The following is an 18,400-nucleotide window of genomic DNA, read 5'->3' as shown; positions in this document are numbered from 1 at the left end:
CCCATGAACCAAGAGGACTACGCCCCCGAAACCGACGCCGAGGACGACGCCGAGGCCACCCGGCGCGACGCCGGCGAGGCGGAGAGCAGCCGGGCCAGCCGCGGCTGGTGGGACCGCAACGCCGACGAGTACCAGAGCGAGCACGGCGCCTTCCTCGGCGACGACCGCTTCGTCTGGGGCCCCGAGGGCCTCGACGAGGCCGACGCCGCGCTGCTGGGCCCCGCCGCCTCCCTCAAGGGCAAGGACGTCCTGGAGATCGGCGCCGGCGCCGCCCAGTGCTCGCGCTGGCTCGCCGCGCAGGGCGCCCGCCCGGTGGCCCTGGACCTCTCCCACCGCCAGCTCCAGCACGCCCTGCGCATCGGCGGTGACGTCCCGCTCGTCGAGGCCGACGCCGGCCGGCTGCCCTTCCGCGACGGCTCCTTCGACCTCGCCTGCTCCGCGTACGGGGCCGTCCCCTTCGTCGCCGACCCGGTGAACGTCATGCGGGAGGTGTACCGCGTCCTGCGCCCCGGCGGCCGCTGGGTCTTCTCCGTGACCCACCCGATCCGCTGGGCCTTCCCCGACGAGGCGGGCCCCGAGGGGCTCTCCGTCTCCGCGTCGTACTTCGACCGGACCCCGTACGTCGAGCAGGACGACGAGGGCCGCGCCGTCTACGTCGAGCACCACCGCACGATCGGCGACCGGGTCCGCGACGTGGTCGCGGGCGGCTTCCGGCTGCTGGACCTGGTGGAGCCGGAGTGGCCGGAGTGGAACAGCCAGGAGTGGGGCGGCTGGTCCCCGCTGCGCGGCAACCTGATCCCGGGCACCGCGGTCTTCGTGTGCGAGAGGGACTGATCGCTTGATCCGCCAGGCCGCCCTCGACTCCCTCCCCGTACGGGAGGCCGTTCCCGCGCTCCTCTCGGCGCTGGACGGCCACGGCACCGCCGTGCTGTGCGCCCCGCCCGGCACCGGCAAGACCACGCTCGTGCCCCTCGTGCTCGCCGGACTGGTGGGCGGGGGCCCGCGGCGGCGGGTGGTCGTCGCCGAGCCCCGCCGGATCGCCGCCCGCGCGGCGGCGCGGCGGATGGCGTGGCTGCTGGGCGAGGCCGTCGGCGGCTCGGTGGGCTTCACGGTGCGCGGGGAGCGCGTCGCGGGCCGGGACACGGCGGTGGAGGTGGTGACCACCGGGGTGCTGCTCCAGCGCCTCCAGCGTGACCAGGAGCTGGCCGGGGTCGACGTGGTGGTGCTGGACGAGTGCCACGAGCGGCACCTGGACGCCGACACCGTCGCCGCGTTCCTGCTGGACGTGCGCGAGACCCTGCGCCCGGAGCTGCGCCTGGTGGCGGCCTCGGCGACGACCGACGCGGCCGGCTGGGCCCGGCTGCTGGGGGACGCGCCGGTGGTGGAGGCCGCCGGGGTCGCGTACCCGGTGGAGACGGTGTGGACGCCGCCGGCCCGGCCGGTGCGGCCGCCGCACGGGATGCGGGTGGATCCGGCGCAGCTCGCGCACGTGGCGGCGGTGGTGCGCCGGGCCCTGGCGGAACGTTCCGGCGACGTGCTGTGCTTCCTGCCCGGCGTCGGCGAGATCGCCCGGGTCGCCGGGCAGCTGGCCGGGGTGGACGCGGAGGTGCTCCAGGTGCACGGCCGGGCGCCGGCCGTGGTGCAGGACGCGGCGCTGACCGCCTCGGAGCACCGCCGGGTGATCCTGTCGACCGCCGTCGCGGAGTCGAGCCTGACCGTGCCGGGCGTACGGGTGGTCGTGGACTCCGGGCTGGCCCGCGAGCCCCGGGTGGACCACGCCCGGGGGCTGGGCGCGCTGGCGACGGTACGGGCTTCCCGCGCGGCGGGCCGCCAGCGGGCGGGCCGGGCCGGGCGGGAGGCGCCGGGCGTGGTGTACCGGTGCTGGGCCGAGGCGGAGGACGGGCGGCTGCCCGCGTTCCCCTCCCCCGAGATCCGGATCGCGGACCTGGCGCCGTTCGCCCTCCAGGCGGCCTGCTGGGGCGACCCGGACGCGGCCGGGCTGGCGCTGCTGGACCCGCCGCCGGCCGGGGCCATGGCCGCGGCGCGGGAGGTCCTGACGGCCGTCGGCGCGGTGGACGCGGCCGGGCGGCCGACGCCGCGCGGGCTGCGGATGGCCCGGCTGGGGCTGCACCCGCGGCTGGCCCGGGCCCTGCTGGACGGCTCCGCCGCGCTGGGTGCCCGGCGGGCGGCGGAGGTGGTGGCGCTGCTGAGCGAGGAGCCGCCGCGGGAGTACGGGGACGACCTGGCCGCCGCGTGGCGCCGGGCGCGGCACGGGGGCGACCCGTACGCCGGGCGCTGGCGCGCGGAGGTCGCCCGCCTGGAGCGGTCGCTGTCCGGTGACACCGCTGCGCGGGGCCACTCCCCCACCCCGCCCCCGGCGGCCGGGCCCGCCCCCGGGGCGGACGACCACGCCGCCGGGCTCGTCGCTGCGCTCGCCTTCCCCGAGCGGGTGGCACGGGCCAAGGGCCAGGGGGCCTTCCTCATGGCCGGCGGCACCGCCGCCGAGGTGGGCGAGGGGTCGCCGCTGCGGAACGCTCCCTGGCTGGCGGTGGCCGTCGCCGACCGGGCACCGCATTCGGCGTCCGCACGGGTCCGGCTGGCCGCCGTCCTCGACGAGGACACCGCCCGGACCGCCGCCGCGCACCTGTCCGCCTCCGGCGAGGAGGTGCACTGGGAGGACGGCGACGTGGTCGCCCGCGCCGTGGAGCGGCTCGGGGCGGTCGAGCTGGTCGCGCGCCCGCTGCGCGAGCCGGCCCCGGAGCTGGTGCGGGCCGCCCTGCTGGACGGGCTGCGCGCCGAGGGGCTGGACCTGCTGCGCTGGTCCCCGGACGCGCTGGCGCTCCGGGCCCGGCTCGGCTTCCTGCACCGCACGCTGGGCGGCGCCTGGCCAGACGTAGCGGACGACGCGGCGCTGCTGGAGCGGGCCGGGGACTGGCTGGAGCCCGAGCTGTCGCGGGCCCGCCGCCGCGCCGACCTGGGGCGGATCGACGCGGGGCAGGCCCTGAACCGGCTGCTGCCCTGGGCCACCGGTGAGGCGGCCCGGCTCGACGAGCTGGCGCCCGAGCGGATCGAGGTGCCCAGCGGGTCCCGGATCCGCGTGGACTACACGGCCGGGCAGCCGGTGCTGGCGGTGAAGCTCCAGGAGCTGTTCGGGCTGGCCGAGACGCCCCGGGTGGCGGGGGTTCCCGTACTCGTCCACCTGCTGTCGCCGGCGGGCCGGCCGGCCGCCGTCACGGCCGACCTGGCCTCCTTCTGGCAGGGCGGCTACCGCGCCGTCCGGGCGGAGCTGCGCGGCCGCTACCCGAAGCACCCGTGGCCGGAGGATCCGGCGGCGGCCGAGCCCACCCGGCACACCAACGCCCGGCTCAGGGGGCGGTGATCCCGGGGGTCCGGCGTCCCCGGGCCTCCAGCCAGAGGGCGGCGGCGAGCAGCGCCAGGCCGGCCAGGGCGAGGCCGGCCGGGGCGTGGGTGTGGAGCGCGAGGACCTTCGTACGGTTGGCGGCGACCAGGTCGAGGGTGTGCTTCGCGTAGTCCTCGCGCATGGTGACGTGTCCGGCGAAGGCGGTCAGCTTGCCGTCGGGGGCTCCGGCCGCGATGCCGCCGCGCATCTCCTGCTGGATGTCCTGTTCGGCGTTGACGGGCGCGCCGGTGACGGGGTCGACCCAGAACCTGGCCTTGACCGTGTACCAGAGGGTGGTGCCGGTGGTCTGTTCGATGGTGGCGGGGTCGATGCCCTCGATCGGCATCTTCTTCGGCATGGGGACCTTGGTCCAGGGGACGGTCTGCTCGAAGTAGTAGACCTCCATGCCCCGGTAGGTGCGCGGGCCGACGTAATGGACCGGCGAGGAGGTGCGGGTCTGCGCATCGAAGTAGAGGTAGTCGCGCGGCTCGGTGAAGAAGGGCCATTTGAACTCGATGCCCTCGCGTTTGACCGGGTCCCCGTCGACCATCTCGCCGGTGGCGTGCACCGGGTCCTGGGTGTGGGCGTCGAAGATGTAGCGCTCGGGGATCTGGGAGACCATCTTGCCGTCCGGCCCGATGATGTAGGAGAGCGTGTCCCAGACGACGACGTCCTTGCCGGCGTCGGCCTCGATCTCCTTCGACGCCTCGACGTTGCCCTTGAGGGTCTGGACGATGGTGACCTTGTCGACCTTCTTGGGCTGCATGCCGCCCGCGTAGTCGAGGAGGGTGGCGTCCTTGGCCTCCAGGACCATCTCCTGGTACTGGCTCGGCGGGATCTTGGCGAGCCTGGGGTACGCGTACCAGCGCAGCAGCGGTGCCAGGGCTGCGCAGAACACGGCCAGGGCAAGCAGCACGAGGCTCGCTCTGCGTCGCACGGCCGGCCTCCTCTACTTTCCGGGCGCGGCGGGCGCGGTGGTGAGCAGCGGTCTGGGCGAGGTCTTGCCCTCCGGCACCCCGGCGGCCGTTACGGCGAGGACGAGGGCCAGCGCGGCGGCCAGCCCGACGGCGGCGGCGGCGAGTGCGCGCATGGCGGGGCCTCCGGAATCTGATGGATCGTCAGCGGAGGCGTACCGTAGCAACGCGGCGGCGAGATGAGAACCGTCTGGGCCCGCGGGTACGGGCACCGGCCGGCCCCGGGTGTCCGTACCCAGGCGGGCGGCTGCTCCGGGCTCGGGTTCAGGACTGGTCCCAGGCGTCGATGGTGAGCACCTGGTCCGCCGGGCAGGCGGCGATGCGGTCGGGGTGCAGCCTCACGTCGAAGGGTGCGCGGCCGTGTCCGGAGCCGGAGCCGGGCAGGTGTCCGTCCGCGAACAGCGGCAGTACGTCACCGGCGCGGGCGGTGTAGCGGCTGGGGTAGCCGGAGCGCCACAGCTCCTCGGCCCGGCCCGCCCTGACGAGTTCGGCGAGCCAGTCCAGGCCGTACAGGCCGACCAGCCAGTACGCGAGGGTCGCCGCCTCGCGGTCCTCGGGAGTGGCGCGGTCCCGTTCCTCCGGGGTCCCGCGCCAGAGGGTGATGCTCCAGCCGAGCATGCAGTACGTCCTTCCGTCGGTGGTGCGCTCTGCGGGGCGGCGCCCTCAGCCGGCCGTCGCGGGGCTCGGCGTGGCACTCGGCGCGGACGACGGGGTCGCCTTCGCGGTGGCCGTCGGGGTGGGGGCGGCGCTGGGGGAGGAGCTGGGCTTCGGGGTGGGAGCGGGGCTCGGCGTCGGCTTCGTCGACGGCGACGGAGTGGGGGTGGGGGTGGGCTTCGTCGACGGCGTCGGGGTCGGGGTCGGGGTGGGCGTCGGAGTAGGCGTCGGGGTGGGGGTGGGCGTCGGCGTGGGCTTCGGAGTGGGCGTCGGCGTGGGCTTCGGGGAAGGGGTCGGCGACGGGGTGGGCTTCGGGTCCGACGGCCGGGGGCCCGCCGGGACGCCCGCGCCCGCACCGGCACCGCTGCCGCCCGCGTCCGGGACCTCGTGCGCGCCCTGGAGGTAGTACGCGAACCAGGACCGCACCGTCCGCAGGTACTCCGCGGACTGGTTGTAGGACAGCACGGCCCGGTCCAGGTCCGCCCCCGTCCGCAGGTCGCGGCTGCCCGCGCACAGGTAGCGCCCGGCCGCCAGCGCGGCGTCGTGGACGTTGTTCGGGTCGCGCCGCCCGTCGCCGTTCGCGTCCTGGCCCCAGGCCGCCCAGGTGGACGGGATGAACTGCATCGGCCCGACGGCCCGGTCGTAGCGGGAGTCGCCGTCGAAGGCCCCGCCGTCGGTGTCGGAGATGTTCGCGAAGCCGTTCCCGTCGAGCACGGGGCCGAGGATGGGCCGCAGGGTGGTCCCGGCGGCGTCGACCTGCCCGCCGCGGGCCTGCCCCGACTCGACCTTGCCGATCGCGGCGAGCAGCTGCCAGCGCAGCCCGCAGCCGGGGTCGTCCGCCGCCACCCGCTGCTCGGCGGCACGGTACGCCGCGAGCACGCTCGCCGGTATCCCCTGCGCGCCCTCCACCACCGGCTGGACCGCCGTCGGCACCACGGCCGGCGAAGGCGTCGGCGCGGGCTGCGGCTCGGCCGCCGGCTGTCCTTCCGGCAGGACGACGGCGGGTGGCCGGGGGCTTATCAGCGGCGGGAGTTCGGTGAAGTAGGCGGAGTCACCGCCGGTGCCCCCGGCCGCCTGCTGCGGCCGGGCGGCCTCCTCGCCGGCCGCCGCCGTCCGCTCCTCGTCGGCGCCCGCCGGGGCCTGTGACGCCGTCATGGCGGCGGCCACCAGCGCCGAGACAAGAGCCGCGGCCGCACCCCTGCGCAGGCCGCGTCCGAATATCCGTGCCGACATGACGGGTCCCCTCCCCTAGACGTCCGCGTGACCCTACGTCAGCTCTCTGCACACGGCACGCGATGCGCCGCGGAAATTCACCACATCCCCACGTTCCCTCGCAGCTCACGCATACTGTCCGGACCCCGAACCTCCCAGGAGACCCCGTGCCCTTCACTCTCAGCCACGCGGCCGCCGTACTTCCGGCCATACGCCGGGCCGGGCACGCCCGGGGGCCGCTGGTCGCCTCGGCGCTCGTCCTCGGGTCGTTCGCCCCGGACACCTTCTACTTCGCGGACGCCGTCGTGAACGGCCTGATGGGCTACGGCCGCTTCGCGCACTCCCTGCTCGGCGTGGCCACCGTGGACGCGGTCCTGACCGCTCTCCTCGCGGCGTGCTGGCTGCTGCTGCGCGAACCGCTCGTCGCGCTCCTGCCGCGCGAGCGGCGGGGCCGGGTGCACGCCTTCGTCCGGGGCGAGAACTGGCGGGGACGCCCGGCGGCCGCGCTCGCCCTGTGGTTCTACCTCTCGGCTGTGGCCGGCTCCCTCACCCACGTGGTGTGGGACAGCTTCACGCACCTGGACCGCTGGGGGACGGAGGCGCTGCCCTGGCTCGGCGACCCGCTCGCCTTCGGCCTGCCCCTCTACTCCTATCTCCAGTACGGCTCCTCGGCGCTGGCCGCCTGCGCGCTGCTCTGGTTCACCGTCACCGGCCTGCGGAGGCTGCCCGCCGTACCCGCGCCCGCGTCCGTACCCGTCCTCGGCCGCGCGGAGCGGTGGGGCGCCGCCGCCCTGATCGCCGGCTGCGCGGCCGTCGGGATCACCCTGCGGGTGATCCGCTTCTACACCTTCTACGACCGGATCCGCACCCCGCTCGACATCATCCCGACCGTCTGCTTCGGCGCGGGCGGCGGGCTCACCGTCGGGCTGCTGCTGTACGGGGCCCTCGTACGGCTGCGCCACCGCCGCGACCGGGACCGGCCCCGCCGCCCCGGCCTGGAAACACGGACGCCCGTCCCCACCGCCTGAGGCGGGGACGGGCGTCCGGGCACCGCGTACGGGATCAGTGCGCGGCGGACTCCCAGTCGCCGCCGACGCCCACCGACACGTCCAGCGGGGCCCGCAGCTCGACGGCCGCGCCCATCTCCCGGCGCACCAGCTCCTCGACCCGCTCCCGCTCACCGGGGGCGATCTCCAGGACGATTTCGTCGTGGACCTGGAGCAGCATCCGCGACTTGAGCCCGGCCTCGGCGAGGGCCTTGTCCACGCGCAGCATGGCCACCTTGACGATGTCGGCGGCGGTGCCCTGGATCGGGGCGTTCAGCGCCATCCGCTCGGCGGCCTCGCGGCGCTGGCGGTTGTCGCTGTTGAGGTCCGGCAGGTAGCGGCGGCGGCCGAACACCGTCGCCGTGTAGCCGGTCGCCCGGGCCTCGTCCACCACGCGCTGGAGATAGTCGCGGACCCCGCCGAACCGCTCGAAGAACGTCTCCATCAGCCCGCGCGCCTCGGCCGGCTCGATGTTCAGCTGCTGGGCCAGACCGAACGCGGACAGCCCGTACGCCAGACCGTACGACATGGCCTTGATCTTGCGGCGCATCTCGGCGTCGACCTGGGAGCGCTCCACGCCGAACACCTGCGAGGCGACGGTGGTGTGCAGGTCCTCACCGGACAGGAAGGCCTCGATCAGGCCCTCGTCCTCGGAGAGGTGCGCCATCACGCGCAGCTCGATCTGGCTGTAGTCGGCCGTCATCAGGGACTCGTAGCCCTCGCCGACGACGAAGCCGCGGCGGATCGCCCGGCCCTCGTCGGTGCGCACCGGCACGTTCTGCAGGTTGGGGTCGGTGGAGGAGAGCCGGCCCGTGGCCGCGGTGGTCTGGCTGAAGCTGGTGTGCACCCGGCCGTCCGCGGCGATCGCCTTGACCAGGCCCTCGACGGTCACCCGCAGCTTGGCCTGCTCCCGGTGCCGCAGCATGATCACCGGCAGTTCGTGGTCGGTCTGCGTGGCCAGCCAGGCCAGCGCGTCCGCGTCCGTGGTGTAGCCGGTCTTCGTCTTCTTCGTCTTCGGCAGGTCCAGCTCGCCGAAGAACACCTCCTGGAGCTGCTTGGGCGAGCCGAGGTTGAACTCGTGGCCGACCGCCGCGTGCGCCTCCTTCACCGCCTGCTGCACGGCGCCCGCGAACTGCTGCTCCATGCCCTCCATGTGGTCGCGGTCGGCGGCGATGCCCGCCCGCTCCAGCCGGGCCAGCAGCTCGGAGGTGGGCAGCTCCATCTCGTGGAGCAGCTCGACCGCGCCGACCTCGGGCAGCTTCGCCGTGAAGGCGTCGCCCAGGTCCAGGACCGCGCGGGCCTGCGCCATCAGCGCGTCCGCCTCGGCGGTGTCGTCGGCGCCGAAGGCGAGCTGGCCGTCGGCGGCCGGCGGCTGGAGCTCACGGCCCAGGTACTCCACGGACAGCACGTCCAGCGCGAACGAGCGCCGGCCCGGCTTGACCAGGTAGGCGGCGAGCGCGGTGTCCATGGTGACGCCCGCCAGGGTCCAGCCGTGCTCGGGGAAGACCCGCATCAGGCCCTTGGCGTTGTGCACCACCTTGGGGCGCGCCGCGTCGGCCGCCCAGGCGGCGAAGGCCCGCTCGTCGGCCTCGTCCAGGGCGGACGGCTCGAACCAGGCGGCCGCACCGCCGGCCGAGGCAAGCGCGACCTCGCTGACGTTCCCCGTGCCCAGCATCCAGCTGTCCACGGTGGACACGCCCAGCGGACCGGCCGCGTGCTCCCGGAGCCACGGCGCGAGCTCGCCCGCGCCCAGCACGGAGCCGTCCAGCTCCACACCCGCCGCCGGAGCCGGCGCCTCCGCCTCGGCCGAACCCGGGTCCACGGCCAGCAGGCGCTCGCGCAGCGAGGCGTTGCGGATCTCCAGCACGTCCAGCACCCCCGTCACCGCGGTGCGGTCGTACGGGGCGCGGGCCAGGTCGGCCGGGGTCTTGGGCAGCTCCACGTCCTTGACCATCTCGGTCAGCACCCGGTTGAGCTTCACGGCCTCCAGGTGGTCCCGGAAGTTCTGCCCGGCCTTGCCCTTGACCTCGTCGGCCCGCTCCACCAGCTCCGCGAACGACCCGAACTGGGTGATCCACTTGGCGGCGGTCTTCTCGCCGACGCCCGGGATGCCCGGCAGGTTGTCCGACGGGTCACCGCGCAGCGCCGCGAAGTCCGGGTACTGCTGCGGGGTCAGCCCGTACTTCTCCTCCACCTTCTCCGGCGTGAACCGGGTCAGCTCGGAGACGCCCTTCGTCGGGTACAGCACCGTCGTGTGCTCGGAGACCAGCTGGAAGGAGTCCCGGTCGCCCGTGACGATCAGCACGTCGAAACCGAGGGAGTCCGCCTGCGTCGCCAGCGTCGCGATCACGTCGTCGGCCTCGAAGCCGTCCACCGCGAAACGCGGCACCTTCATCGCGTCGAGCAGCTCGCCGATCAGCTCGACCTGCCCCTTGAACTCGTCCGGGGTCTTCGAGCGGTTCGCCTTGTATTCGGGGAACTCCGTCGTGCGCCACGTCTTGCGGGACACGTCGAACGCCACCGCGAAGTGCGTCGGCGCCTCGTCACGCAGGGTGTTCGCCAGCATCGACGCGAAGCCGTAGATGGCATTGGTCGGCTGGCCCGTGGCCGTCGTGAAGTTCTCCGCGGGCAGCGCGAAGAACGCCCGGTAGGCCAGGGAGTGCCCGTCCATGAGCATCAGGCGGGGGCGGTCCGCTGCGGTCGGCTGGTCGGTCTTCTTCGATGCTGTCTCTGCCACGCCCCCGATCCTAGGCGCCCCCACCGACAAATCCGCCGTCGGCGATGTCGGCGGAGCGTGACAGGATCGGAGGTGCACGCGAATACTGCTCGAAGGGGAGCGACATGGCCACGAAGCCGCCCGCAGGTGATCCCGTACAGGACGCGCCGCACGTCGGGCCCCCTCAGCACGCCGCGGCGGGCCTGCCCGCCATCGCGCACACCCTGAAGATCGCGAACGAGCAGATGGGCCTGGCCCGCACCGCGCGGACCCTCCTCAAGGTCAACCAGAAGAACGGCTTCGACTGCCCCGGCTGCGCCTGGCCCGAAGGCGACAAGCGGCACACCGCCGAATTCTGCGAGAACGGCGCCAAGGCCGTCGCCGAAGAGGCCACGCTGCGCCGCGTCACCCCCGACTTCTTCGCCGCCCACCCGCTGCCCGAGCTCGCCGCCCGCAGCGGCTACTGGCTCGGCCAGCAGGGCCGCATCACCCAGCCGATGTACCTGCCCGAGGGTGCCGACCGGTACGAGCCCGTCAGCTGGAAGAAGGCCTTCGCGATCATCGCGGAGGAGCTGGGGGCCCTGTCGTCCCCCGACGAGGCCCTCTTCTACACCTCCGGCCGCACCAGCAACGAGGCCGCGTTCCTCTTCCAGCTCTTCGCCCGCGAATTCGGCACCAACAACCTGCCGGACTGCTCCAACATGTGCCACGAGTCCTCCGGCTCCGCACTGAGCGAGACCATCGGCATCGGCAAGGGCAGCGTCTCCCTCGAAGACCTCCACCGCGCCGACCTGATCATCGTCGCCGGACAGAACCCGGGCACCAACCACCCCCGCATGCTCTCCGCGCTGGAGAAGGCCAAGGAAGCCGGCGCGAAGATCATCTCGGTGAACCCGCTGCCCGAAGCCGGCATGGAGCGGTTCAAGAACCCCCAGACCCCCCTCGGCATGCTCAAGGGCACCCCCCTCAACGACCTCTTCCTGCAGATCCGCATCGGTGGCGACCAGGCCCTCTTCCGCCTCCTCAACAAGCTCGTCATCGAGACCGAAGGCGCCCTCGACGAGGACTTCATCCGCGACCACACCCACGGCTACGAAGACCTCGCCGCCGCGGCCGAGGACGCGGACTGGGACGAGACCCTGACGGCCACCGGCCTCACCCGCCCCGAGATCGAACGCGCCCTGGCCATGATCCTGGCCTCCGAGCGCACCATCATCTGCTGGGCCATGGGCCTCACCCAGCACAAGCACTCCGTCGCCACCATCCGCGAGGTCGTCAACCTCCTCCTGCTCCGCGGCAACATCGGCCGCCCCGGCGCCGGCGTCTGCCCCGTCCGCGGCCACTCCAACGTCCAGGGCGACCGCACCATGGGCATCTTCGAACGCCCCGCGCCCGCCTTCCTCGACGCCCTCGACAAGGAATTCGGCATCACCTCGCCCCGCGCCCACGGCTACGACGTGGTCCGCTCCATCGAGGCCCTCCGCGACGGCAAGGCCAAGGTCCTCTTCGCCATGGGCGGCAACTTCGTCGCCGCCACCCCCGACACCGACGTCACCGAAGCCGCGATCCGCCGCGCCTCCCTCACCGTCCACGTCTCCACCAAGCTCAACCGCTCCCACGCGGTCACCGGCCGGCGCGCGCTGATCCTGCCCACCCTCGGCCGCACCGACAAGGACGTCCAGAAGAGCGGCCGCCAGTTCGTCACCGTCGAGGACTCCATGGGCATGGTCCACGCCTCCCGCGGCAACCTCGCCCCCGCCTCCCCCCACCTCCTCTCCGAGCCCGCCATCGTCGCCCGCATGGCCCGCGCCGTCCTCGGCACCGCCTCCAAGACCCCCTGGGAGGAGTTCGAGAACGACTACGCGGCCATCCGCGACCGCATCGCCCGCGTCGTCCCCGGCTTCGAGGACTTCAACGCCCGCGCCGCCCGCCCGGCCGGCTTCCAGCTCCCCCACGGCCCCCGCGACGAACGCCGCTTCCCCACCAGGACCGGCAAGGCCAACTTCACCGCCGCCCCCGTCGAGTACCCGGAGGTCCCCGCCGGCCGGCTCCTCCTGCAGACCCTGCGCAGCCACGACCAGTACAACACCACCATCTACGGCCTCGACGACCGCTACCGCGGCATCACCGGCGGCCGCCGCGTCGTCATGGTCAACCCCCAGGACGCCGCCGAGCTCGGCCTCGCCGACGGCTCCTACACCGACCTCGTCGGCGAATGGAAGGACGGCGTCGAACGCCGCGCCCCCGGCTTCCGCGTCGTCCACTACCCCACCGCACGCGGCTGCGCCGCCGCCTACTACCCCGAGACCAACGTCCTGGTCCCCCTCGACTCCACCGCCGACACCAGCAACACCCCCGCCAGCAAGTCCGTCGTCATCCGCTTCGAACCGGCCTGATAGAACGAGCGCAGACACTGGTTAACGATCGTTGACGAACGGAGCACGCCCATGGCCGACGAGCAGCAGCACGCCGTGAAGTTCCCCCAGGCAGTCCTCGACGAGTACGCCGCCCTGGGCATAGACCTGCCCGCCCTCTTCTCGGCGGGCGCCCTGGGGCAGCGCATGGAGATCCAGATCCTGGAAGCCTCCGCCGAACGCGTCGTCGCCACCATGCCGGTCAAGGGCAACACCCAGCCCTACGGACTCCTGCACGGCGGCGCCTCCGCCGTACTCGCCGAAACCCTCGGCTCCGTCGGCGCCATGATGCACGGCGGCAGCAAGAAGATCGCCGTCGGCGTGGACCTCAACTGCACCCACCACCGCGGCGTCCGCGACGGCCACGTCACCGGCACCGCCACCCCCGTCCACCGCGGCCGCTCCACGACCACCTACGAGATCGTCATCACGGACGACCAGGACCGCCGCGTCTGCACCGCCCGCCTCACCTGCCTGCTGCGCGACACGGAGTCTTAACACCCCGTCCGGTACGAGCCGTTGTGCCGCCCCCGGCGCCGGTCTAGCGTTCCCGCATGGGATCCGGACCGGCGCCGCGCGGCGCCACGGCCACACGCGGCACGACGGCGCTCCTCGCCGCCGCCGCCCTCCTCGGCGCCGCCCTCACGGCCTGCGCCGGACCCACCCGCGCACCCCACACCGCCCCCGCGCCCCGCACCACCCCGCCCCAGGCCCTCTGCGCCGCCCTCATCACCCACTGGGCCGGGGTGATCCTCGACGCCGGCGAGGACGAGGACGCCGTCGGCCTCGACTACCAGGCCATGGGCCTGTCAGGCGACCAGAACGAGATCCTGCGCGCCGTCCTCGAAGCCGCCCGCGCCGAACAGCGCACCGAGGGCACCGCCGCCGCCCGCGAGAGCGCCGCCCGCGACGCGGAAGCCCGCTGCGCCGAGCGCCACCGCTCGGGCACCCCGACCGGCGGGCCCTGGCAGTGAGCGCCGGCATCGGCCCGGTCGAGCCCGGGGAGGGCACGGGGGACGGCCAGGGCCCGCGCAGGGGTCCGCGTACGCCCCGGGCGGACGGGATCCGCTCCCGCTACGCGCGCCACCGCAGGGCCGTCCTCACCGTCGCGTCGGCCGCCGTACTGGTCGCGGCCGCCGCCCGCATATACGCCACGCGGCCCGAGCCGCCCCGGCCCGAGGTCCCGCCCGCCCCCTCGCAGGCCCTGTCCCTCACGTACGGGGATCCGGTGGAGCCGGCCCCGGCCGGAGCCGCCTTCGCCTTCACTGTGCGTGTGCGGACGACGGTCGGGCCGGCCGTCACGGTGGAGCGGATCGGCCAGCCGTCCCCGGCGCTGAGCGTGACGATCCGGCCACCGCTCCCGGCCACGGTCGGTGTGGGGGAAGTGCGCGAGCTCCTCGTTCTCATTCAGGCAAAAGACTGCGTGCATGTAGCACGGAATTCGGGGCTCCCATTCCTGGAAGTGACCCTGAGTAATGGATTCCAGAAAGAGGATCACAGTTACATCCCCGGTGACCGATATGCCAGGGATCTTTCCGTCGCCCTGACCAGGGCCTGTCCCGAAGCCCGAGACACGGCCACCACCGGGCCGTCATGAGCAAAAACCCCCAGAGTCCTGGCGTGACAGGACCCAAACCGCTCAATGGTCCTGCCGTGTCTCACCATGCGGACAAGACGAACCGGCCTGAATTCCCCCGTTCCACCCGCCGTGAACCGCTATGTATTACGCCGTGGCATAACAAGAGAGTCACATCATTGGCCTCAGCCCTCCATAACCGCCGATGGGCCGCCTAGAGTCACGGCCAGTTACCGCGACCGCCGGATTTCTTCAGTTCGGTTCCCCGCGTTCGACTCGACGCGTCCCACGGGGGACGCGGCGCCAGGAAAGGACTGATCGTGCGTTCTCGTCAGCTCATCGCCGTGACCGCCGCCCTCGCCGCGGGCGCTCTCACTCTCACCGCCTGCGGCTCGCGCGACGACAAGGGCGGATCCACCGGAGACGGTGGCACCACCGTCGTCATCGGCGTCGACGCCCCGCTGACGGGCGACCTCTCCGCCCTCGGCCTCGGCATCAAGAACTCCGCGGACCTCGCCGCCAAGCAGGCCAACGAGAAGAAGTACGTCAAGGGCGTCACCTTCAAGGTCGAAGCCCTCGACGACCAGGCGCAGGCCTCCTCCGGCCAGCAGAACGCCACCAAGCTCACCGCCAACAAGGACGTCCTCGGCGTCGTCGGCCCGCTCAACTCCTCCGTCTCCGAGGCCATGCAGAAGGTCTTCGACGACGCCAAGCTGGCCCAGATCTCCCCGGCCAACACCAGCCCGTCCCTGACCCAGGGCCCCAAGTGGGCCGAGGGCCAGAAGACCCGCACCTACAAGAGCTACTTCCGCACCGCCACCACGGACGCCATCCAGGGCCCGTACGCGGCGCAGTACCTCTTCAACAAGGCGGGCAAGAAGAAGGTCTTCATCATCGATGACAAGAAGACCTACGGCGCCGGCCTCGCCGGAACCTTCAAGGGCGAGTTCACCAAGCTCGGCGGCCAGGTCGCCGGCGAAGGCCACATCGACCCCGAGTCCAAGGACTTCTCGGCCATCGTGACCCAGGTGAAGTCCTCGGGCGCCGACGTCGTCTACTACGGCGGCGAGTACCCGGCGGCCGGCCCGCTCAGCAAGCAGATCAAGGCCTCCGGCACCAACATCCCGCTCGTCGGCGGCGACGGCATGAAGGACAAGAAGTACGTCGAGCTGGCCGGCGAGAGCGCCCAGGGCGACCTCTGCACCTCCGTCGGCGCCCCCGTCGAGAGCCTGGCCTCCGCCAAGGAGTTCGTCGACAACTACAAGAAGGCCGGCTACAAGGACGACTACTCCGCCTACGGCGGCTACTCGTACGACTCCGCCTGGGCCGTCATCGAAGCCGTCAAGAAGGTCGTCGACGCCAACAACGGCAAGCTCCCCTCCGACGCCCGCGCCAAGGTCCTCGAGGCCGTCCAGGGCGTCAACTTCGAAGGCGTGACCGGCAAGGTCTCCTTCGACGAGTTCGGCGACGCCACCAACAAGCAGCTCACCGTCTACAAGGTCGAGGGCGACGACTTCAAGACCGTCGAGTCCGGCACCCTCGCCGGCTGACCTCCCACCGGCTGACCCCCTAGCCCTCACCCCTCACCTGCCGCGCGGGGCGCGCACCATGGCGCCCCGCGCGGTGTCACATCCGTCGAAAGACTCGGAGGACCTGCGGTGCACGAACTGCCGCAACAGCTGGTCAACGGCCTGCTACTGGGATCCATGTACGGGCTCGTCGCCATCGGCTACACGATGGTCTATGGCATCGTCCAGCTCATCAACTTCGCCCACGGCGAGATCTTCATGACCGGCGGGTTCGGAGCCCTCACGGTCTGGCTGATGCTCCCCGGCGGCACCACCATGTGGGTGGCCCTGCCCCTCATGCTCATAGGCGCCATCATCGTCGCCACCCTCATCGCCGTCGGCGCCGAACGGTTCGCCTACCGGCCCCTGCGCAGCGCCCCCCGCCTCGCCCCGCTCATCACCGCCATCGGCCTCTCCATCGTCCTCCAGCAGGTCGTATGGGCCTGGTACCCCGACGCGAAGTCCTCCGTCGTCTTCCCCGAAATCCCCGGCGGCCCCTTCCACCTCGGCAGCATCACCATCCAGACCGGTGACGTCTTCCTGCTCCTCGCCGCCCCCATCTCCATGGCCTTCCTCGGCTTCTTCGTCAAGAAGACCCGCACCGGCCGCGGCATGCAGGCGACCGCCCAGGACCCCGACACCGCGAAGCTCATGGGCATCAACACCGACCGCATCATCACGGTCGCCTTCGCCCTCGGCGCCGCCTTCGCCGCCGTCGGAGCCGTCGCCTACGGCCTCAAGTACGGCGAAGTCAACTACCGCATGGGCTTCATCCTCGGCCTCAAGGCCTTCACCGCAGCCGTCCTCGGCGGCATCGGCAACATCTACGGCGCCATGATCGGCGGCATCGTCCTCGGCCTCGCCGAAACCCTGACCACCGCCTACATCGCCGACGTACCGGGCATGCAGCAGCTCGGCGGCCAGTCCTGGGGCAACACCTGGGCGTTCGTACTCCTCATCCTCGTACTCCTCTTCCGGCCCCAGGGCCTGATGGGCGAGCGCGTGGCGGACAGGGCGTGAGAACCATGACGACCACCACAGACACCACGCCGCAGACGGCGGCCACCGGCCGAACGGGAATCTCCTTCCCCGAGAAGACCGCCCGCGCCCTCGCGACCGCCGGCGGCGCCCTCACCGTCATCTCCTGCTTCCTCGCCTGGACCTGGACCTCCGCCTTCCCCGGCGACCTCACCGTCTACGGATACCCCGGCGGCCTCCAGTGGCTCGTCCTCGTCGGCGGCGCCCTCACCACCCTCTTCGGCCTCAGCTCCTACGGCATCAAGGGCCTCCAGTGGATCGCCCCCGCCGGAACCGACGCCGCCATCAAGCTCTGCGCCCTCGGCACCCTCCTGACCGTGGCCTACACCGCCTGGGCGATCAGCAACACCCTCGGCGGCCTCGTCAACCTGGAGCCCGGCGGCTTCGTCGCCATCGTCACCGCGCTCGCCGCCTACCTCGGCGCCCGCTCCCTCCCCTTCGAACGGCCCGCCACCGAACTCGCGGACCCCGAAGACACCCGGTGGGAGCAGACCAAGCACAACATCGGCAACACCTGGGCCGTCACCAAGGCCGCCCACGCCGGCGGCACCGCGAAGCCGGCCCGCGCCCTCCCGGCCTACGCCGAGATCCTCATCATCACCGCCGTCCTCGCCGTCGCCCTCGGCGTCTTCACCTACGGCGTCACCACCCCGTACCAGGAACTCTTCATCGGCTTCCTGATCACCGCCGGCTTCGGCTTCACGGCCCTCAACAAGGCCGGCCTGGTGGCCCGCTTCACCACCCTCACCAACAAGCACCGCAACGTCGCCCTCGTCGGCGCCTTCGTCGCGGCCGCCGCCTTCCCCCTCACCCAGACCGACGACCAGTACGCGACCCTCGGCGTCAACATCCTCATCTTCGCCACCGTCGCCCTCGGCCTGAACATCGTCGTCGGCCTCACCGGCCTCCTCGACCTCGGCTACGTCGCCTTCCTCGGCGTCGGCGCCTACACCGCCGCCCTGGTCTCCGGCTCCCCCAACTCCCCCTTCGGAGTGCACCTCCCCTTCTGGGCCGCGATCCTCCTCGGCGCGCTCGCCTCCATGGTCTTCGGCGTCCTCATCGGCGCCCCGACCCTCCGCCTGCGCGGCGACTACCTCGCCATCGTCACCCTGGGCTTCGGAGAGATCTTCCGCATCTCGATGAACAACCTCGACGGCGTCTCCGGCCCCGACCTCACCAACGGCCCCAACGGCGTCGCCGGCGTCCCCAACGTCAACCTCTTCGGGTTCGACTTCGGCGCCACCCACAGCATCGCCGGAATCGCCGTCGGCCGCTTCGCCAACTACTTCCTGCTGATGCTCCTGGTCACCCTCATCGTGATCATGGTCTTCCGCCGCAGCGCCGAATCCCGCATCGGCCGCGCCTGGGTCGCCATCCGCGAAGACGAGACCGCCGCCGAAGCCATGGGCATCAACGGCTTCCGCGTCAAGCTCATCGCCTTCGCCCTCGGCGCCACCCTCGCCGGCCTCGCCGGAGCCGTACAGGCCCACGTGAACTACACCGTCACCCCGGACCAGTACGTCTTCGCCAACGCCGTCCCCCCGAACTCCGCCTTCCTCCTCGCGGCAGTCGTACTCGGCGGCATGGGCACCATCTCCGGCCCCCTCGTCGGCGGCGCCCTCCTCTTCATGATCCCCAACAAGCTCCAGTTCCTGGGCGAGTACCAGCTCCTCGTCTTCGGCATCGCGCTCGTCATCCTGATGCGCCTGCGGCCCGAAGGCCTCATCCCCAACCGGCGCAACCAGCTCGAACTCCACAAGGACCTCGAAGCGCCCACAGTCCTCGGCAAGGCAGGGGCCTGA

At 72.7% G+C, this 18,400-nt stretch carries 15 protein-coding genes; 9 read left to right on the top strand and 6 right to left on the bottom strand.

The features are described from left to right. The first annotated feature begins 3 nt into the window (after positions 1–3). Positions 4–834 (top strand): class I SAM-dependent methyltransferase, encoded by an 831-nt coding sequence (locus ACZ7IF_RS08490; protein ID WP_470965117.1) that lies wholly within the window; start codon positions 4–6, stop codon positions 832–834. Positions 835–838: 4 nt separating this feature from the next. Then, positions 839–3,379 carry an ATP-dependent helicase HrpB gene (gene hrpB, locus ACZ7IF_RS08485; protein WP_470965114.1) on the top strand — a complete coding sequence of 847 codons (2,541 nt, stop codon included), beginning with the start codon at positions 839–841 and terminating at the stop codon, positions 3,377–3,379. On the opposite strand, the gene pgfA is transcribed toward hrpB, so the two are convergent. The 4 genes from pgfA to ACZ7IF_RS08465 form a co-directional block, all read right to left on the bottom strand. Beyond that, positions 3,366–4,337, bottom strand: coding sequence for a cell envelope lipid trafficking protein PgfA (pgfA, locus tag ACZ7IF_RS08480; protein ID WP_470965112.1), 972 nt, complete (start codon positions 4,335–4,337; stop codon positions 3,366–3,368). The genes hrpB and pgfA overlap by 14 nt on opposite strands. 12 nt (positions 4,338–4,349) lie before the next feature. After that, positions 4,350–4,490, bottom strand: coding sequence for an SPW_0924 family protein (locus ACZ7IF_RS08475; protein WP_405981209.1), 141 nt, complete (start codon positions 4,488–4,490; stop codon positions 4,350–4,352). A 148-nt stretch (positions 4,491–4,638) separates the two neighbouring features. Beyond that, entirely contained in the window at positions 4,639–4,992 is a 354-nt protein-coding gene (locus ACZ7IF_RS08470; protein ID WP_470965110.1) for a hypothetical protein, read from the bottom strand. Between the two features lie 45 nt (positions 4,993–5,037). After that, positions 5,038–6,261 (bottom strand): lytic transglycosylase domain-containing protein, encoded by a 1,224-nt coding sequence (locus ACZ7IF_RS08465; protein WP_470965107.1) that lies wholly within the window; start codon positions 6,259–6,261, stop codon positions 5,038–5,040. A 146-nt stretch (positions 6,262–6,407) separates the two neighbouring features. On the opposite strand from ACZ7IF_RS08465, the gene ACZ7IF_RS08460 reads away from it, so the two are divergent. Continuing rightward, positions 6,408–7,268 (top strand): DUF4184 family protein, encoded by an 861-nt coding sequence (locus ACZ7IF_RS08460; RefSeq protein WP_470965106.1) that lies wholly within the window; start codon positions 6,408–6,410, stop codon positions 7,266–7,268. A gap of 34 nt (positions 7,269–7,302) precedes the next feature. Here the strand turns inward: ACZ7IF_RS08460 and polA are convergent, their stop codons facing one another. Further along, positions 7,303–10,023, bottom strand: a complete 2,721-nt coding sequence (gene polA / locus ACZ7IF_RS08455; protein WP_470965103.1) for a DNA polymerase I — start codon at positions 10,021–10,023, stop codon at positions 7,303–7,305. A gap of 104 nt (positions 10,024–10,127) precedes the next feature. Between polA and ACZ7IF_RS08450 the strand changes: the two genes are divergently transcribed. Genes ACZ7IF_RS08450 through ACZ7IF_RS08440 form a run of 3 tightly spaced genes read left to right on the top strand, consistent with a single transcriptional unit; the run spans position 10,128 to position 13,390 of the window. Next, entirely contained in the window at positions 10,128–12,398 is a 2,271-nt protein-coding gene (locus ACZ7IF_RS08450) for an FdhF/YdeP family oxidoreductase (RefSeq protein WP_470965101.1), read from the top strand. 51 nt (positions 12,399–12,449) lie between these two features. Next, on the top strand, positions 12,450–12,914 hold the full coding sequence (locus tag ACZ7IF_RS08445) for a PaaI family thioesterase (RefSeq protein WP_470965098.1): 465 nt from the start codon (positions 12,450–12,452) through the stop codon (positions 12,912–12,914). Positions 12,915–12,970: 56 nt separating this feature from the next. After that, positions 12,971–13,390: a hypothetical protein gene (locus tag ACZ7IF_RS08440; RefSeq protein WP_470965094.1), complete on the top strand. Its 420-nt coding sequence runs from the start codon at positions 12,971–12,973 to the stop codon at positions 13,388–13,390. Between the two features lie 100 nt (positions 13,391–13,490). Here the strand turns inward: ACZ7IF_RS08440 and ACZ7IF_RS08435 are convergent, their stop codons facing one another. Continuing rightward, complete coding sequence (locus tag ACZ7IF_RS08435) at positions 13,491–13,784, bottom strand: hypothetical protein (protein ID WP_470965092.1); 294 nt, start codon at positions 13,782–13,784, stop codon at positions 13,491–13,493. A gap of 528 nt (positions 13,785–14,312) precedes the next feature. Here ACZ7IF_RS08435 and ACZ7IF_RS08430 point away from each other — a divergent pair. The 3 genes from ACZ7IF_RS08430 (at position 14,313) to ACZ7IF_RS08420 (ending at position 18,400) form a co-directional block, all read left to right on the top strand. Next, positions 14,313–15,542 (top strand): branched-chain amino acid ABC transporter substrate-binding protein, encoded by a 1,230-nt coding sequence (locus ACZ7IF_RS08430; RefSeq protein WP_470965089.1) that lies wholly within the window; start codon positions 14,313–14,315, stop codon positions 15,540–15,542. Positions 15,543–15,650: 108 nt separating this feature from the next. Then, on the top strand, positions 15,651–16,580 hold the full coding sequence (locus ACZ7IF_RS08425) for a branched-chain amino acid ABC transporter permease (RefSeq protein WP_469113117.1): 930 nt from the start codon (positions 15,651–15,653) through the stop codon (positions 16,578–16,580). Positions 16,581–16,585: 5 nt separating this feature from the next. Further along, entirely contained in the window at positions 16,586–18,400 is a 1,815-nt protein-coding gene (locus ACZ7IF_RS08420) for a branched-chain amino acid ABC transporter permease (RefSeq protein WP_470965086.1), read from the top strand.

The sequence above is a fragment of the Streptomyces sp. NPDC037421 genome (assembly GCF_055602105.1).
This window is presented reverse-complemented; position numbering and strand designations above follow the sequence as displayed.

What these genes read in the sequence shown, in the direction of transcription:
- ACZ7IF_RS08490 (WP_470965117.1), top strand. Translation starts at nt 4, where the DNA reads ATGAACCAAGAGGACTACGCCCCCGAAACCGACGCCGAGGACGACGCC.
- ACZ7IF_RS08475 (WP_405981209.1), bottom strand. Translation starts at nt 4,490, where the DNA reads ATGCGCGCACTCGCCGCCGCCGCCGTCGGGCTGGCCGCCGCGCTGGCC.
- ACZ7IF_RS08470 (WP_470965110.1), bottom strand. Translation starts at nt 4,992, where the DNA reads ATGCTCGGCTGGAGCATCACCCTCTGGCGCGGGACCCCGGAGGAACGG.
- ACZ7IF_RS08465 (WP_470965107.1), bottom strand. Translation starts at nt 6,261, where the DNA reads ATGTCGGCACGGATATTCGGACGCGGCCTGCGCAGGGGTGCGGCCGCG.
- ACZ7IF_RS08450 (WP_470965101.1), top strand. Translation starts at nt 10,128, where the DNA reads ATGGCCACGAAGCCGCCCGCAGGTGATCCCGTACAGGACGCGCCGCAC.
- ACZ7IF_RS08445 (WP_470965098.1), top strand. Translation starts at nt 12,450, where the DNA reads ATGGCCGACGAGCAGCAGCACGCCGTGAAGTTCCCCCAGGCAGTCCTC.
- ACZ7IF_RS08440 (WP_470965094.1), top strand. Translation starts at nt 12,971, where the DNA reads ATGGGATCCGGACCGGCGCCGCGCGGCGCCACGGCCACACGCGGCACG.
- ACZ7IF_RS08420 (WP_470965086.1), top strand. Translation starts at nt 16,586, where the DNA reads ATGACGACCACCACAGACACCACGCCGCAGACGGCGGCCACCGGCCGA.